We start from the raw sequence: 16,911 nt of genomic DNA, 5'->3' as shown, positions 1-16,911 counted from the left end.
CGCGATATTCAGGCTAGCAAAAAAGCGAAGAGGAGATCGCACGGATGAAGGTTGCGGTTCTCGGCGGCGGACCAGCCGGCCTCTACTTTGCCATTTCGATGAAGCTCAGGGACGCCGGGCACGATGTGACCGTGTTCGAGCGCAACCGGCCGGACGATACGTTCGGCTGGGGCGTGGTGCTATCGGCCGAAACGCTCGACAACCTGGCCAAGAACGATCCGGTCAGCGCCGTGTGGATCAAGAAGCATTTTGCCTATTGGGACGACATTGCCGTCATCCATGACGGCGTGCGCACGGTCTCGTCAGGCCACGGTTTCTGCGGCATCGGCCGCAAGCGGCTGCTCATCCTGCTGCAACGCCGCGCGCGGGAACTCGGCGTCAAGCTGATGTTCGAGACCGATATCGGCGATCCCCGTCCCTATATGGAGACGCATGATCTGGTCGTCGCCGCCGACGGGCTGAATTCCAAGGCACGCAACACTTTCGTCGATGTCTTCAAGCCCGACATCGACACCCGCAAATGCAAGTTCGTCTGGCTGGGCACCAACCAGAAATTCGACGACGCCTTCACCTTCATCTTCGAGAAGACCGAGCATGGCTGGGTGTGGGCGCATGCCTACCAGTTCGACAGCGACACGGCGACTTTCATCGTCGAGTGCAGCGAACAGACCTGGGCTGCCTTCGGCTTCGGCGCGATGACGCAGCAGGAGTCCATCGCCGTCTGCGAGCGCATCTTCGAAAAGCATCTCGGCGGCCATGCGCTGATGACCAACGCCAACCACATCAGGGGTTCGGCCTGGATCAATTTCCCGCGTGTGTTGTGCGAGCGCTGGTCCTACAAGAACCTGGCGCTGATGGGCGACGCGGCCGCCTCGGCCCATTTCTCGATAGGCTCCGGCACCAAGCTGGCGCTGGAAAGCGCGGTGGCGCTGGCCGAGTATGTCGAAACCGAGCCGGACCTCGATGCCGCGTTCCGCAAATATGAGGATGCCCGCCGCACCGAGGTGCTGAAGCTGCAATCGGCGGCGCGCAATTCGCTCGAATGGTTCGAGGAGGTCGAGCGCTATCTCGGCCTCGATCCGGTGCAGTTCAACTATTCGCTGCTGACCCGTTCGCAACGCATCAGCCACGAGAATTTGCGGCTGCGCGATGCCGAATGGCTGGGCGGCGCCGAAGAATGGTTCCAGCGCCAGGCAGGCGCCGGCGGCAACAGGCTGCGCCGCGCGCCGATGTTCGCGCCATTCAAGCTGCGCGACATGCGGCTTAACAACCGCGTCGTCGTCTCGCCGATGGCGCAGTACAGGGCCGTCGACGGCTGCCCGACAGACTGGCACTTCACCCACTATGCCGAGCGGGCCAAGGGCGGCGCTGGCCTCGTCTATATTGAGATGACCTGCGTCAGTCCGGAAGGGCGCATCACGCCCGGCTGTCCCGGCTTCTACACGCCCGAGCACGAGGTAGCCTGGAAGCGGCTGGTCGATTTCGTCCATACCGAGACGGAGGCGAAGATCTGCGCGCAGATCGGCCATTCCGGCGCCAAGGGTTCGACCCGTGTCGGCTGGGAAGGCACTGACGTGCCGCTGACCTCCGGCAACTGGCCTGTGATGGCGGCCTCGGCAGTGGCGTGGTCGCCTGGGAATCAGGTGCCGAAGGCGATGGACCGTTCCGACATGGACAGGGTGCGCGAGCAGTTCGTGGGCTCCGCCGAGATGGCGCATCGTTGCGGCTTCGACATGCTGGAGATCCATGCCGCGCATGGCTATCTCCTATCATCCTTCATCACTCCGGTCACCAACCGGCGCACGGATGAATATGGCGGTTCGCTGGAGAATCGCATGCGCTATCCCCTCGAAATCTTCCACGCGGTGCGCGCCGCCTGGCCAGCGGAAAAGCCGATCTCGATGCGCATTTCGGCCAATGACTGGGTCGGCATCGAAGGCGTGACGCCCGCCGACGCGGTCGAGATCGCGCGGCTGCTGCATGAGGCCGGCGTCGACATCTGCGACGTCTCGGCCGGCCAGACCTCGGTGTTGGCGAAGCCGGTGTACGGCCGCATGTTCCAGACGCCGTTTTCCGACCGCATCCGCAACGAGGTCGGCATGGCGACGATGGCGGTCGGTAACATCTATGAACCGGATCATGTCAACTCGATCCTGATGGCCGGCCGCGCCGACCTGGTGGCGCTGGCCCGGCCGCATCTTGCCGATCCCTATTGGACGCTGCATGCGGCGGTGACGCTCGGCGACCGTGGCGTGAAATGGCCGGATCCCTATCTGCCCGGGCGCGACCAGCTCTACCGGCTGGCCGAGCGCGATGCCGCCGCGGGGCTCAAAGTATGAGTGCTTCACGTTTTCCAAGTTGGCGCCGCCCCTCATCCGCCTGCCGGCACCTTCTCCCCGTGGAAAACGGGGAGAAGGGTCAAGTTCCGGCGCTGGCGACCCCCTCTCCCCGTTCTTCACGGGGAGAGGGTAAGGGTGAGTGGCAGCGCGATGTTTCGAGGACGGGCGCATGATCGCCGGCAAGCATGCGCTGGTCACCGGTGGCGGCTCCGGCGTTGGCCGGGCCATCGCGCTGGCGCTTGCGGGTGCGGGCATCGACGTGACCATCTGCGGCCGGCGCGAAGCCGAACTTGCCAGGGTGGCCAGCGAAAGCGATCGCATTTTCGGCATCGCCGCCGACGTCACCGATGCGGCGGCGATGGCATCGCTTTACCAGACAGCGGAAGCCGCGCGCGGGCCCTTCGACATCGTCGTTGCCAATGCCGGCATGGCCGGCAGCACGCCGGCGCACAAGACCACGCTTGCCGACTGGCAGCGGACGCTCGACGTCAACCTGACCGGCGCCTTCCTGACGGTGAAACCGGCGCTGGCCGGCATGGCCGCGCGCAAGGCGGGCCGGATCGTCTTCATCGCTTCGACGGCAGGGCTGAAAGGCTACGCCTATGTCGCGCCTTATGTCGCCGCCAAGCATGGCGTCGTCGGTTTGATGCGGGCGCTCGCCGCCGAGGCGGCGAAGTCCGGCGTCACCGTGAACGCGGTTTGCCCAGGCTTTGTCGAAACGGAGATGTTGGAGGAGTCCATCCAGCGCATTGTCGAAAAGACCGGCCGCTCGGCCGGCGAGGCACGATCGAGCCTCGTCTCGACCAACCCGCAAGGCCGCTTCATCCAGCCGCAGGAGATTGCCGCCTCGGTGTTGTGGTTGTGCGACGATGCGGCGGCATCGATCACCGGACAGACCATTTCCATCTCAGGAGGCGAAACATGGTAGCCGGCCCCCTGCCCGCGCCATCGGGACCCGGCAAGGACCGGCTGCGGCTGTGGATCAGGCTGCTGCGCGCCTCGCGCACGATCGAGGCCGAACTGCGCGAGCGGCTGAAGAAGGAGTTCGATACGACGCTGCCCCGCTTCGACGTGATGGCGGCACTCTATCGCGCGCCCGAAGGCATGCTGATGAGCGATCTTTCGCGTTTCCTGCTGGTGTCCAACGGCAATGTCACCGGCATCGTCGATCGGCTCGTGTCGGAGGGACTTGTTACCCGCGCCCGCCGCAATGGCGACCGGCGAACCTCGATGGTGCGGCTGACCGAGGAGGGCTCCAAGGCCTTCGCCACCATCGCCGCGGCGCATGAGGGTTGGATCGGTGAATTGCTGGGCAAGGTCAGTGAAGAGGATGCACGCCGGCTGACAGGCATTCTGACCTCGTTCCGCAGCAACTGGGAGGGACGCGAATGACCAAAATGGCAGGCCTCAAGCCGCAGCATTTCCTATGGCAGGTCGAAGGCAGGATCGCGAAGGTCAGGCTTGACCGTCCCGAGCGCAAGAATCCGCTGACCTTCGACAGCTATGCCGAACTTCGCGACACGTTCCGCGACCTCGTCTACGCCGACGACGTCGACGCCGTGGTGTTCCTGCCCAATGGCGGCAATTTCTGCTCGGGCGGCGACGTCCACGACATTATCGGCCCGCTGGTCAGGATGGACATGAAGGAACTGCTCGCCTTCACCCGCATGACCGGCGATTTCGTCAAGGCGATGCTGAATTGCGGCAAGCCGATCATCGCGGCGGTCGATGGCGTGGCGGTCGGCGCCGGCGCCATCATCGCCATGAGCTCCGACATCCGCATCGCCACGCCGGAAGCCAAGACCGCGTTCCTGTTCACCCGTGTCGGCCTTGCCGGTTGCGATATGGGCGCCTGCGCGATCCTGCCGCGCATCATCGGCCAAGGCCGTGCCGCCGAACTGCTCTACACCGGCCGCACCATGACGGCCGCCGAAGGCGAGCGCTGGGGGTTCTACAACAGGCTCGTCGATGCCGCGGCGCTGGAAACCGACGCGCTCGACATGGCGGCACGCATCGTCTCCGGCCCGACCTTCGCCCACGGCATCACCAAAACGCAATTGAACCAGGAATGGTCGATGGGTCTCGACCAGGCGATCGAGGCGGAAGCGCAGGCGCAGGCGATCTGCATGCAGACGCACGATTTCGAGCGGGCGTATCGGGCTTTCGTCGACAAGCGAAAGCCAGTGTTCGAGGGGAATTGAGGATGCTCGTTTCAAAGGAGACGTTGGCGGGACAGCGCCCCCCTCTGTCCTGCCGGACATCTCCCCCACTTGGGGGGAGATTGGCAGCTTCGGCTGCGGCGCCTTCTTTGCAACGCTGGAGATTGGCGAAAGCAGAGATGACGTCCAATCTCCCCCCTAGTGGGGGAGATGTCCGGCAGGACAGAGGGGGGCACCGTAGGGCGCAAGGCCCGCAACATCGCGGAGGCCGAAATGCCTGACCGTTCCTTCCTCAACTGGCCCTTCTTCGAAGACCGCCATCGCGAACTCGCCGAACGCCTCGAACTCTGGTGCGCAAAAACCTCCCCGTCGATCATCACGATGTCGATGCGGCCTGTCGCGAGTTGGTGGCCAGGCTCGGCAAGGACGGCTGGCTGCAGCCGACGGCGCTCGACACCGACAATCCCGGCCCTCTCGACGTGCGTGCGCTGTGCATCACCCGCGATACGCTGGCGCGCCATGACGGACTCGCCGATTTCGCCTTCGCCATGCAGGGGCTCGGCACTGGGGCGCTCAGCCTGTTCGGCACCCCGGAACAGCAGCGATGGCTGGCAAAGACACGCGCCGGCAAGGCGATATCCGCCTTCGCCCTGTCGGAGCCGCGCTCGGGATCCGATGTCGCCAATACCGAGATGACGGCGACCCGCGATGACGATGATTATGTTCTCACCGGCGAGAAGACCTGGATCTCCAATGGCGGCATAGCCGATCTCTACGTCGTCTTCGCCCGCACCGGCGAGGCGCCGGGCGCCAAGGGGCTTTCCGCCTTCCTCGTGCCGGGCGACGCCAAGGGGCTTGGCATTGCCGAGCGGCTGGAAGTGATCGCGCCGCATCCGCTGGCGCGGCTTTCCTTCGACCAGGTACGGTTGCCTGCTTCGTCGCTGATCGGCAAGCCTGGCGATGGGTTCCGCATCGCCATGTCGGTGCTGGACGTGTTCCGCTCGACGGTCGGCGCGGCAGCACTCGGCTTCGCCCGCCGCGCGCTGGACGAGAGCATCAAACGGGTAGCCGAGCGCAAGCTGTTCGGTGCGCCGATGGCCGAGCTGCAGATGGTGCAAGGTCATGTCGCCGACATGGCGCTCGACGTCGATGCCGCGGCGCTTCTGGTCTACCGCGCTGCCTGGACCAAGGACATGGGCGCCGCGCGGGTAACGCGCGAGGCGGCGATGGCCAAGCTGTTCGCCACCGACAAGGCGCAGGAGGTGATCGACAAGGCGGTGCAGTTGCATGGCGGCGACGGCGTGCGCAAGGGCCATATCGTCGAGAGCCTGTATCGCGAGATCCGCGCGCTGCGCATCTACGAGGGTGCATCCGACGTACAGAAAGTAGTGATCGCGCGGCAAGTGATGGGCGCGGCCTGAGACAGGTCGCGTCGACGGACTGGATTGTTTGCGAACGCTGATATTGCGGACCGATATTGGATAGACGGAGAGTTGAAATGCACGAGATCCTGCAGCCGGAAGGCTGGGCAAAACCGGTCGGCTACGCCAATGGCGTGGCCGCGCGCGGGCGTCTCGTCTTCGTCGGTGGACAGGTCGGTTGGAACAGGCAATGCCAGTTCGAGACGGACGACTTCGTCGGCCAGGTGCGGCAGACGCTGGAAAACGTCGTGGCGGTACTGGCCGAGGCTGGCGCTGGCCCACAACACATCACCTCGATGACTTGGTATTTCACCGACAAGGCCGAGTATCTGGCCAACCTCAAAGGGCTAGGCGAAGCCTATCGCGCGGTGATCGGCCGGCATTTTCCGGCAATGGCCGCCATGCAGGTGATGGCTCTGGTCGAGGATCGCGCCAAGATAGAAATCCAGGCAACCGCCGTTATCCCGGAGTAACCGCCTATCGCTTCGTCATCCTGGGGCGAAGCAAGGAGCGCAGCGACGCAGCACAGACCCCGGGATCCATTCCGTGAAATCAAAGCGTTGCAGCGGCCCAGAATTCTCCTCCGCTGCACTCCATGGCCAAGATCGCGGCATGGATCCCAGGGTCTCCGCGACGGAGCTTCGCTCCTGCTCCGCGCAGGGATGACGAAGTTGGGGAAGCATCGCTGCTATTCGCGAAGTCCGGCCCGCCTCAGCAGCGGCAGCACGTGATCGCAGAAATAGGGCAGCTCCTGCGTGTAGTTGACGAAGGACAGCGCGATGCCCTGGTACCCATGCCCGGCAATGGCGGCCATCTCGGAAGCGATTGAATCCGGGGTTCCGACCAGCGGATAGGTGCCGGCGCCGCCGGCGAAGCGCTGTCGGTAGCGGTCATAGGCATGCGCGTCATGTGACCGCGAGAATTCCTTCTTGCCAGCCATGTGAGCATCGACCGCGTCATGGTCGGCCATCGTCACCGCATATCTGTTATAGTAGGCCTGCGCCTCCTCCATGGTCGGGCGGCAGACGACATGCGCCACGGTGTAGACGCCGACATCACGGCCGACCTTGCCGGCCCGTTCACGAATGTCGGCGACATGCTTGCCGGCATCGCCCATCTCGGAAAAGGTCGTGAACAAATAGTCGCAATGGGCGGCGGCGAAATCGCGGCCCGGGCCGCCGAAAGCGGCATTCATGGTCACCGGGCGCGGAACCTGCAGGCTGGCCGGTCGGCTGACCGCTTCCTTCAGGCGATAGTAGACGCCTTCATAGTCGAGCGGCTCGCTCGATGCATAAAGCCGCTTCAGGATCTCAATCCATTCCGCTGCCTGCTCGTAACCCTTTTCCACGAGCGGCGTGCCGAACATGCCGAATTCCTTCGGGTTCCAGCCGCAGACGATATTGAGGCCGGCTCGGCCCCCACTGATATGGTCGACCGTCGCCAGCGCCTTGGCGGCATAAAGCGGATGCACCAGCGGCACGTGCACGGTCATGAACAGGCCGATCTGCTCGGTGGCCGCGGCAAGAGCCGCCGCCCAGGTGAAGGTTTCGAATGACCATTCGCGCACCTTGTTGCGGCCGCCAAAACCGCGCCAGCGCGCGATCGGCAGCAGGAACTCGAGCCCGGCGCGGTCGGCGATCTGGGCCGCGGTCAGATTGTCCTGCCAGCTTGCCGTCCAACGCTCCGGCACATCGGTGATGGCAAGGCCGCCATCGGCGTTGGTCGAGAAGACGCCGAGCTTCAGTTTGTTTTGGCCGTGCAAGGGATGGGCTTTGGTCATCTCGGGAAACTCGCGGCGGGAGACCACACGCTAGGCCCGCGCGAAAATATTTCAAGCCTGAAATAGCTTCGCCTTGCCATCGTTTGCGGATATGGATTGGGCAGCACAAAAAAGGGATCGGCATGAGCGAATTCCGCCAGAAATGCATCGGCAAGACGAGGCTGGTCGGCTCCTTCGCCGCCATTCCGCATCCCGTCGTGGTCGAGGTGATGGCGCTCGCCGGCCTCGACTTCGTCTGCATCGACTGGGAGCACGCCCAGATTTCGCGCGACATGATCGAGACCATGGTTCGCGCGGCCGACGTGCATCGCGTGCCGGCGATGGTGCGCGTTCCCGGCCATGCGCCGGAAGCCATCCAGGCAGCGCTCGACAGCGGCGCACAGGGCGTGCTGATCCCGCGTGTCTCGACATCAGCCCAGGCCGCGATGGCGGTGAAAGCCTCGCGTTATCCGCCGCTGGGCGAACGCGGCGTCGGACCCGGCCGGGCCGCCGGCTATGGCTATCGCATTCCCGAATATCTTGCCGGCGCCAATGAACGGATCGTCGTCGCGGTCCAGGTCGAGACATCGGAGGGGCTCACCAACATCGAAGCGATCGCGGCCGTCGACGGCGTCGACATGATCTTCGTCGGTCCCGGCGATCTTTCGGTGTCGATCGATGCGATGGGATCGAAAGGCACGGACAAGCTCAACGAGGCGATCGGCACAATCATCGGCGCGACGATCGCACACGGCAGGACCGCAGGCATATTTTGCGCCAGCCCACAGAATATCAGCCGATGGGCAGCCATCGGCGCGAGTTTCTTCGTGCTGGCCAGCGACACGATGTTTCTTGGTGCTGGCGCCGCGGCCAACTGTGCTGCCGCGCGCGCCGAACTGGCGCAAAACGGGCGCAGCTAGGCAAACAGGGGTCTCGGCGAGGCAACAGGCCGGTCAAACTTTTTAAGCTTAAAACTTTCGCCTTGAAAAGCGCCCCACTTTGGATAAGCATTCGAAGTCGATGGTGGCTGCCGTGCCGAGGAGGTTGCCGGCCGGTCCATCATGGCGTTTAGGGTGGAGGGGTTCAGTCCTTGTCGTTCGTGCTGCCCCAGTCATCGTCCAGCGCGCGCTATGCTTTCGATGGCGTGCGCGCCCAGATCCGCGACCTTCATACTGAAAACATCGCCAACCTCGCCGTGCGCGCGCGGGAACTGGGTGATGTGATCGCGCTCTGGTACGGCGAAGGCGACATGGTGACGCCGTCCTTCATCCGCGACGCCGCCAAGGCGGCTTTCGACGAAGGCCTGACCTTCTACGTTCCCAACATGCGCGGCCATGGCCCGTTGAATGAAGCGCTGTCCGAGTACCAGACGCGCATCCATGGCCGGCCGATCCCGATCCCACGCACCACGGTCACACCGGGCGGCATGCAGGCGCTGTATCTTGCGCTGGAACTGCTGGTCGATACCGGCACCAACGTCATCTATGTCGCGCCGCAATGGCCCAACATCCATAACGCCATCCACCTGATCGGCGGCGAGCCGCGTCCATTTTCGCTCGATTTCAAGGGCGACTGGCACCTCGATCTCGACCGGCTGTTCGCCACCTGCGATGCGCGCACCCGCGCGATTTTCCTGTCGACGCCCTCCAACCCGACCGGCTGGACCGCATCGCGCGCGGAAATGCAGGCGCTGCTCGACTTCAGCCGGCGCACCGGCATCTGGATCATATCAGACGAGGTCTATGGCCGGCTCTATTTCGACGGCGACGTCGCGCCCTCCATCCTGCAGATCGCCGAGGACGGCGACCGCGTGCTGTCGGTCAACAGCTTTTCGAAAGCCTGGGCAATGACCGGCTGGCGCATTGGCTGGCTGACCCATCCATCGGGTGTCGCCGACCAGCTTGGCGCCATGACCCAGTACATCAACAGCGGCACCGCCGCGCCGATCCAGGCCGGCGCGGTTGCCGCCATCCGCCAGGGCGAGCCGCTGGTCGAGGAGATCCGGCAGCGGATCAGGACCGGCCTCGATCTTGCTTATGACCGGCTGGCACGGATTCCGGGCATCATCCTGCCCGCGAAACCGCGCGGCGGCATGTATGCCTTCTTTGCCCTTGTGGGCGAAAACGATGCCCGGCAGGCCTGCGCCAGGATCCTCGAAACAGCGCGGGTCGGGCTGGCGCCCGGCCAGTTGTTCGGAAGCTCCTCGGCGGCATTCCTGCGCATGTGCGTCTGTCGCGATCGCGATCAGATAGAAACCGCGCTCGACCGCATGGTCGTCGCCATGAATTGACGCCCCGCTGGGAGGTGGGACGGCAAGAAACCGTGCGGGGCCAGCCCCGCCCGATCAACAACCAGAGGGGACACCCCGGAGGGAACACCAATGAAGCTCACCCGTCGCAATTTCATCCTGCTCGCCGCCGCCATCGGCATCGCCGCCGGACCGGCCACCGCCTATGCCGCAGATGTGCTCAATGTCGGCGCCTACCCCACCAACCCGCCTTTCGAGTACAAGAACGAGAGCGGCACCTTCGAGGGCTTTGAAGTCGACATCGTCAACGAAGCAGCCAAGCGCGTCGGCATGACCACCGACATCGCCGACCTCGGCTTCCAGGCGCTGTTCGCCGCCACCACCTCGAAGCGCATCGACGTCGCCATTTCGTCGATCACCATCACGCCGGAGCGGTTGAAGTCGCAGTCCTTCACGCAGCCCTATTATGATTCAGACATGGGCATCGCGACCAAGACCGACAGCGCGATCAATGCCGAGGCCGACCTCAAGGGCAAGATCGTCGGCGTGCTGTCCGGCTCGACCGGCGAGACCTGGGTCAAGGCACATCAGGAGGCCGACGGCTTCAGCGACGTGAAGGGCTATGACACGCAGCAGAACCTTCTGCTCGACCTCAGCGCCGGCCGCGTCGATGCGGCCGTCAGCGACATTCCGGGCATGCAGTACTCCTTCACCAAGATGAAGGATCTGACGGTCAAGCAGCGCATCAAGACCGGCGAGCAGTACGGCCTGATGATGACCAAGGACCACCCGCTGCTCGGCAAGCTGAACGATGCGCTGAGCGCGATGAAGAAGGACGGCACGCTGGCGGCGATCCACAAGAAGTGGTTCGGCAGCGACGCGCCGGCGGACTCTTCGACGGTCAAGGAAATGCCGCTGCCGAAGGCCTGATTGGCGATTGACAAAAAGGGACCGTGCCGGCCGCAGGCGGCACGGCTCCTGCATTCGATCCTCCCCCGGGATCGCGTTCGGTGCAGTAACCGATTTGATGTTCCGGGCCATCTCCCTTTGATGCAATTCCAGGCGGAAAACCGTCTCATCCCTTTCCTGGAATTGCGCTGGCGTCACGGGACGCAAAACAGTTCGGAAACGCTCCCATGTCGCTGATCGACACCTTCTTCAACGCCGATGTCATTGCGTCCAGCCTGCCGGCGCTGCTGCGCGGCTTCCTGAACACGCTGCTGCTCGGCCTGCTCAGCATCGGCATCGGCATCCCGATCGGCCTGGTGATCAGCCTGCTGCGGCTCTATGCGCCAAAGCCGCTGCAGTGGCTGGCGGTCGGCTATACCGATATCTTCCGCGCCTTGCCGGTGCTGGTCGTGCTGATCCTGATCTACTACGCGCTGCCTTTCCTCGGCATCCGGCTTTCGTCCTGGGCATCCGCCGTGACGGCGTTCGCCATCATCATGTCGGCCTATTCGGCGGAAGTGTTCCGGTCCGGCATAGAGAGCATTCCGCGCGGCCAGTTCGAGGCGTCGCAGGCGCTCGGCCTGCCGTTCCTTTTGACCTTGCGCAAGGTGGTGCTGCCGCAGGCGGTGCGCGTAGTCATCCCGCCGATGACCAGCAACTGCGTCTCGATGTTCAAGGACACTTCGCTCGCCTCGACCGTGGCACTGCCGGAGCTCTTGAAGGAAGCGACCAACGCGCAATCGCTCTACGCCAACCCCTCGCCGCTGATCGGCGCGGCGCTCGTCTATCTTATTTTCCTCTGGCCGATGGTGCGCCTCGTCAGCCTGCTCGAGCGCCGCTTCAAGACCGAAAAGTCGCGCTAATCGCCCCAATCCCATCTGCAAAAAACATTTCGCAGGAGACAACCTTGAGCAATTCCCAATCCGCCAGCGGCGGCTTTCCCGTCGACACCATCCGCGCGATGTTCCCGGCATTGCAAAGAGCTGGCGACTTCATCTTCCTGGACAACGCCGCCGGCGCGCAGATCCCGCAAAGCGTGCTCGACGCGGTGACCAACCACCTGGTTTCGCACAATGTACAGCGCGGCGGCCGCTATGGCCGCAGCGTCACGGTCGACCAGTCGGTCGCCGATGCACGGACAAGCGTTGCGCTGCTGATCAACGCCTACAGCCCGGCGGAAATCTGCTTCGGCATGAACGCCACCTCGTTCATCCGCCTCGTCAGCCTCGGCATCGGCCAGATGCTGCAGGAGCGCGACGAGATCGTCGTCACCGATATGGACCATGACGCCAACATCGCCACCTGGCTGGCGCTGGAATCCGCCGGCGCAAAGTTCAAGTGGTGGCGCATGCGCGAGGATGGCAATCTGCATGTCGACGACCTCAAGCCGCTGGTTTCCGATCGCACCCGCCTTGTCGCCTGCACGGTGACGGCGCATTCGATCGGTTCGATTGTCGATGTCGCCTCGGTGGCCAAGATCGCCCACGCTGCCGGCGCCGAGGTGTTCCTCGACAGCGTGCATTACGGGCCGCATGGGCTGATCGACGTTCAGGCCTGGGACTGCGATTATCTCGTCTGCTCGGGCTACAAGAATTTCTCGCCGCATATGGGCTTCCTGTGGGGTCGCTTCGAGACGCTGAAGCGGTTGCCGACCTTCCGGGAGGACTTCATTCCGGACGAACCGCCCTACAAGGTCGAGGCCGGCACCTTCATATACGAGAACGTCTCCGGCATGGACGCGGCCGTGCAGTATCTGGAACTGATCGGACGCAACCTTGAGCCCTCGAACAACCGCTCGCGGCGCGAAAACATCGTTGCTGGCATGGGCGCCATCCGCGACTACGAATTGGTGTTGGCGCGCGAAATGCTCGCCGTGCTCAAGGGCTGCGGCGCAACCATCTATGGCGTTGCCGACGAGGCCCGCATCAACGAACGCGTGCCGACCTTCTGCTTCAATATCGGCAGGCTGTCACCGCAGAAAATCGTCGAGGAAATGGCCGACATGCAGATCGGCATCCGCGACGGCCACATGTACGCGCCACGGCTGATGAAGCGCCTCAACCTGTCGATGGACAGCGGCGCGATCCGCGCCTCGCTGGTCCATTACAACACGGTCGAGGAAATCCACCGTTTCGGCGAGGCGCTGCGCGCCATTATCGCCAAGCTGTCGTAATCCCGGGAAATCGGGCTCTCCTTGAGGTCGTCATCCACGGGCGAAGCAAGGAGCGAAGCGACGCGGCGCAGACCCGAGGATCCATGCCGTAACATGCGAGCGCCGCTCAAGGTGCAGAACTCTTCTCCGCTGCACGTTTCGGCTGAGGTAACGGAATGGATCCCAGGGTCTGCGCGGCGCTTCGCGTCGCTCCGCCCTGGGATGACGAAGAGACGTTAAGCCGCCTTCTTCTTCGCCAACCTCGCCTTGATACTGGCCACGTCGGCGCGCGGGGTCGCGGCGAACAGGGTCTTGGTGTAGCTGTGCTTGGGGTCGGCGAAGACTTCGTCGCGCGAGCCGTATTCGACCGCCTCGCCCAGATACATCACCATGACATCGTCGGCGATGTAGCGCACGACGGACAGGTCGTGGCTGATGAAGACATAGGTCAGCTGGAATTCGTCCTGCAGGTCGGCGAGCAGATTGAGCACCTGCGCCTGCACTGAAAGATCGAGCGCCGAAACCGGCTCATCCAGCACCAGCAGGCTCGGATTGAGCATCAGCGCGCGGGCAATGGCGATGCGCTGGCGCTGGCCACCCGAGAACATGTGCGGATAGCGGTTGTAGTGCTCGTGACCGAGACCGACCTTCTTCAGCATCTTCATGGCGAGGTCGCGCCGGTCCGCCGCCGACTTGTCGGTGTTGATCAGCAGCGGTTCGCCCAGCACGTCGCCGATCTTCTGGCGCGGATTGAGAGAGCCGTAAGGATTCTGGAAGACGATCTGCACCTTGCGGCGCATCTCCCTGGTCAGACCGCCCCTGGCGATGTCGACCTTCTTGCCGTCGATGAACAACTCGCCCGCTGTTGCCGGATCGATCAAGGTGATGATACGGGCAAGCGTCGACTTGCCGCTGCCGCTTTCGCCGACGATGGCCAGCGTCTTGCCCTTGTCCACGTTGAAGGAGACGCCCTTGACCGCATGCACGGTGCGTGGTCCGGTGAACAGGCCGCCGCCGACATGGTAGTCGCGCACGATGTTGTTGCCTTCGACGACCCTGGTCATGCTCTGGCTCCCGACGGGGCCGGCTCGAACATCACCTCGGAGACGGTCGGCAGCCGGTCGCCGACGGCGTTCTCCGGCAGCGCCGACAGCAGCGCGCGCGTGTAATTGCTCTTCGGCGATTCAAACAGCGACAGCACGTCGGCCTCTTCCATCTTGCGGCCCTTGTACTGGACGATGACGCGGTCGGCTGTCTCGGCCACCACGCCCATATTGTGGGTGATCATGATCAGGCCCATGCCGTATTTGGCCTGCAGCGAGACCAGCAGGTCCAGTATCTGCTTCTGGATGGTGACATCGAGCGCGGTGGTCGGCTCGTCCGCAATCAAAAGCTTCGGATTGCAGGCAATGGCGATCGCGATCATGATGCGCTGGCATTGGCCGCCCGACATCTGATGCGGGAAGGAACTCAACCGCAATTCCGGATCGGCGATGCCGACCAGCTTCATCAGTTCGATGGCGCGTGCGCGGCGCTGGGCGCGGTCCATGCCCATATGGAAGCGCAGCACCTCCTCGATCTGGAAACCGGCGGTGAAGCACGGGTTGAGGCTGGCGATCGGCTCCTGGAAGATCATCGAGATGTCCTTGCCGATGATTTTGCGCCGTTCGGACGGGCTGAGCTTCAAGAGGTCGACACCGTCGAAGGCCATGCGGTCTGCCTTGACCGTTGCCGTGTTGGGAAGAAGCCCCATCACGGCCAGCATCGACACCGACTTGCCCGAACCGGATTCGCCGACGATAGCCAGCACCTCGCGCGGCTCGATCGAAAGGTCGATGCCTTGCACGGCCATGAACGGGCCGGCAGCGGTGTCGAAGGAAACGGTGAGGTTCTTGATCTCGAGCAAAGGCATGCTCACGACCTCTTCAGCTTGGGGTCGAGCGCGTCGCGCAGGCCGTCGCCGATCAGGTTGATGGCGAAGACGGTGATGAGGATGGCGAGGCCCGGGAAGGTCACCACCCACCAGGCGCGCAGGATGAACTCGCGCGCTTCGGCAAGCATGGTGCCCCATTCCGGAGTCGGCGGCTGCGCGCCCATGCCGAGGAAGCCAAGCGCGGCCGCCTCGAGGATGGCATTTGAGAAGGACAAAGTCGCCTGCACGATCAGCGGCGCGATGCAGTTGGGCAGGATGGTGACCAGCATCAGCCTGAGATGGCTGGCGCCGGCGACCTTGGCCGAGATCACATACTCACGGTTCTTCTCCGCCATCACGGCGGCGCGGGTGAGTCGGGCGAAATGCGGCTGCAGCACGAAGGCGATGGCGATCATGGCATTGACGAGGCCGGGGCCAAGCACCGCGACCAGCACCAGTGCCAGAAGCAGTGACGGGAAGGCCAGGATGATGTCCATGACGCGCATGATCAACGTATCGACCCAGCCGCGGCAATAGCCGGCAAGCAGACCGAGGATGACGCCGGAGATCAGCGCCGTGGTGACGACGACGAAGCCGATGGCAAGCGAGAAGCGCGAACCGTAGACCAGGCGCGAGAGGATGTCGCGGCCGACGGCATCGGTGCCAAGCAGGAACTGGGCGTTGCCGCCCGCCTGCCAGGCCGGCGGCGTCAGGAAGAAATCGCGGAACTGGTCGTCCGGTGAATGCGGCGCGAGCAGCGGCGCGAAGATGGCGATCAGGATCAGCAGCGCGAAGACGACGAGACCTATCACCGCGCCCTTGTTGATGGAGAAGTAATGCCAGAACTCGGCGAACATCTGCAGTCGCGCGTCCTGCGGTTTGACGACGGTCGCGGCTTCGATGGTGGCTGGGCCTTCATTGGTCATGTCAATTCGCCCGTATGCGCGGGTTGATGACGGCGTAGAGCACGTCGACGATGAGATTCACCGACATGACGATCAGCGCGATCAAAAGCAACCCGCCCTGCACGGTGAAATAGTCGCGCTTGGAAATGGCGTCGATCATCCATTTGCCGATGCCGGGCCAGGAGAAGATGCTCTCGGTCAGGATGGCACCGGTGAGCAGCGTGCCGACCTGGAGGCCGATGGTGGTGACGACCGGGATCAGCGCGTTGCGGAAGGCATGCAGGCCGATGACGCGGCGTGGCGCCAGGCCCTTGGCGCGCGCGGTGCGCACATAGTCTTCACCCAGCACTTCGAGCATCGCCGAGCGCGTCTGCCGGGCGATGACGGCGAGCGGTATGGTGCCGAGCACGATGGTCGGCAGGACGAGGTGCGACAGCGCCGAGCGGAAGGCGCCCTTCTGTCCGGAAATCAGGGAATCGATGGTCATGAAGCCGGTCACCGGCTTGAAGAAGTAGAGCAGGTCGATGCGGCCGGAGACCGGCGTCCAGTGCAGCATGCCGGAGAAGACGATGATCAGCAGCAGCCCCCACCAGAAGATCGGCATGGAATAGCCCGCAAGGGCAGTGCCCATGGTCAGCTGATCGAACCAGGAGCCACGGCGGATCGCGGCGAAGATGCCGAAGGCGACACCGAAGACGACGGCAAAGATCATGGCGAAGATAGCGAGTTCGACCGTTGCCGGAAACCGCACCAGGAAATCCTTGAGCACCGGCGTCTTGGTGGAGAACGAAGTACCGAAATCACCGCCGAGGATGTTGGTCAGATAGGTCAGATATTGTTGCCAGATCGGCTGGTCGAAACCGAACTGGTGCATCAGCGCCGTGTGACGTTCGGGCGACAGGCCACGTTCGCCCGCAAGCACCAGCACCGGATCACCGGGCAGGATGCGCACGAAGCCGAAGGCGAGGATGGTTATCCCGATGAAGGTCGGGATGATGAGGGCGAGCTTGCCGAGGATATAACGCAGCATGGCGGGCGAGGTGGGGCGGCACCCTGTGGCGCCGCCCC

General features: G+C 63.8%; 15 protein-coding genes and 1 pseudogene. 11 read left to right on the top strand and 5 right to left on the bottom strand.

Annotated features, from left to right (window positions below):
• Positions 1-44 precede the first annotated feature (44 nt).
• From FJW03_RS27495 to FJW03_RS27470, 6 genes and pseudogenes are all read left to right on the top strand, one after another.
• A complete protein-coding gene (locus FJW03_RS27495) occupies positions 45-2,339 on the top strand; it encodes a bifunctional salicylyl-CoA 5-hydroxylase/oxidoreductase (RefSeq protein WP_140691186.1) in 2,295 nt (764 codons plus the stop codon).
• 169 nt (positions 2,340-2,508) lie between these two features.
• Positions 2,509-3,267, top strand: coding sequence for an SDR family NAD(P)-dependent oxidoreductase (locus FJW03_RS27490; protein WP_140691183.1), 759 nt, complete (start codon positions 2,509-2,511; stop codon positions 3,265-3,267).
• Positions 3,261-3,731 carry a MarR family winged helix-turn-helix transcriptional regulator gene (locus tag FJW03_RS27485; RefSeq protein WP_140766481.1) on the top strand — a complete coding sequence of 157 codons (471 nt, stop codon included), beginning with the start codon at positions 3,261-3,263 and terminating at the stop codon, positions 3,729-3,731. The genes FJW03_RS27490 and FJW03_RS27485 overlap by 7 nt, the downstream gene beginning before the upstream one ends.
• Positions 3,728-4,540, top strand: a complete 813-nt coding sequence (locus FJW03_RS27480; RefSeq protein WP_140766482.1) for an enoyl-CoA hydratase family protein — start codon at positions 3,728-3,730, stop codon at positions 4,538-4,540. Before FJW03_RS27485 ends, FJW03_RS27480 begins: the two co-directional genes overlap by 4 nt.
• 231 nt (positions 4,541-4,771) lie before the next feature.
• Positions 4,772-5,919, top strand: a pseudogene (locus FJW03_RS27475) (acyl-CoA dehydrogenase family protein).
• Positions 5,920-5,996: 77 nt separating this feature from the next.
• The gene (locus FJW03_RS27470; protein ID WP_140691172.1) at positions 5,997-6,392 is read left to right on the top strand and encodes a RidA family protein; all 396 of its coding nucleotides are present in this window, start codon (positions 5,997-5,999) and stop codon (positions 6,390-6,392) included.
• A gap of 215 nt (positions 6,393-6,607) precedes the next feature.
• On the opposite strand, the gene FJW03_RS27465 is transcribed toward FJW03_RS27470, so the two are convergent.
• Positions 6,608-7,699 carry an LLM class flavin-dependent oxidoreductase gene (locus tag FJW03_RS27465; RefSeq protein ID WP_140766484.1) on the bottom strand — a complete coding sequence of 364 codons (1,092 nt, stop codon included), beginning with the start codon at positions 7,697-7,699 and terminating at the stop codon, positions 6,608-6,610.
• A gap of 122 nt (positions 7,700-7,821) precedes the next feature.
• Between FJW03_RS27465 and FJW03_RS27460 the strand changes: the two genes are divergently transcribed.
• The 5 genes from FJW03_RS27460 (at position 7,822) to FJW03_RS27440 (ending at position 13,047) form a co-directional block, all read left to right on the top strand.
• On the top strand, positions 7,822-8,598 hold the full coding sequence (locus FJW03_RS27460; RefSeq protein WP_140691166.1) for an HpcH/HpaI aldolase family protein: 777 nt from the start codon (positions 7,822-7,824) through the stop codon (positions 8,596-8,598).
• Between the two features lie 170 nt (positions 8,599-8,768).
• The gene (locus FJW03_RS27455; RefSeq protein ID WP_140691163.1) at positions 8,769-9,968 is read left to right on the top strand and encodes a pyridoxal phosphate-dependent aminotransferase; all 1,200 of its coding nucleotides are present in this window, start codon (positions 8,769-8,771) and stop codon (positions 9,966-9,968) included.
• 90 nt (positions 9,969-10,058) lie between these two features.
• Positions 10,059-10,856, top strand: a complete 798-nt coding sequence (locus FJW03_RS27450; RefSeq protein WP_140691160.1) for an ABC transporter substrate-binding protein — start codon at positions 10,059-10,061, stop codon at positions 10,854-10,856.
• A 206-nt stretch (positions 10,857-11,062) separates the two neighbouring features.
• Positions 11,063-11,737, top strand: a complete 675-nt coding sequence (locus tag FJW03_RS27445) for an amino acid ABC transporter permease (protein ID WP_140766485.1) — start codon at positions 11,063-11,065, stop codon at positions 11,735-11,737.
• Between the two features lie 44 nt (positions 11,738-11,781).
• Positions 11,782-13,047 (top strand): cysteine desulfurase-like protein, encoded by a 1,266-nt coding sequence (locus FJW03_RS27440; RefSeq protein WP_140766486.1) that lies wholly within the window; start codon positions 11,782-11,784, stop codon positions 13,045-13,047.
• Positions 13,048-13,262: 215 nt separating this feature from the next.
• Here the strand turns inward: FJW03_RS27440 and FJW03_RS27435 are convergent, their stop codons facing one another.
• From FJW03_RS27435 to FJW03_RS27420, 4 genes are all read right to left on the bottom strand, one after another.
• Positions 13,263-14,090 (bottom strand): dipeptide ABC transporter ATP-binding protein, encoded by an 828-nt coding sequence (locus FJW03_RS27435; protein ID WP_140612750.1) that lies wholly within the window; start codon positions 14,088-14,090, stop codon positions 13,263-13,265.
• Positions 14,087-14,938 carry an ABC transporter ATP-binding protein gene (locus FJW03_RS27430; protein WP_140612760.1) on the bottom strand — a complete coding sequence of 284 codons (852 nt, stop codon included), beginning with the start codon at positions 14,936-14,938 and terminating at the stop codon, positions 14,087-14,089. Before FJW03_RS27430 ends, FJW03_RS27435 begins: the two co-directional genes overlap by 4 nt.
• Positions 14,939-14,940: 2 nt before the next feature.
• On the bottom strand, positions 14,941-15,795 hold the full coding sequence (locus FJW03_RS27425) for an ABC transporter permease subunit (RefSeq protein WP_210240615.1): 855 nt from the start codon (positions 15,793-15,795) through the stop codon (positions 14,941-14,943).
• Between the two features lie 70 nt (positions 15,796-15,865).
• A complete protein-coding gene (locus tag FJW03_RS27420) occupies positions 15,866-16,873 on the bottom strand; it encodes an ABC transporter permease subunit (protein ID WP_140612748.1) in 1,008 nt (335 codons plus the stop codon).
• Positions 16,874-16,911 lie beyond the last annotated feature (38 nt).

Origin of the sequence: Mesorhizobium sp. B4-1-4 (genome assembly GCF_006439395.2) — a bacterium.
Classification (GTDB): domain Bacteria; phylum Pseudomonadota; class Alphaproteobacteria; order Rhizobiales; family Rhizobiaceae; genus Mesorhizobium.
This window is presented reverse-complemented; position numbering and strand designations above follow the sequence as displayed.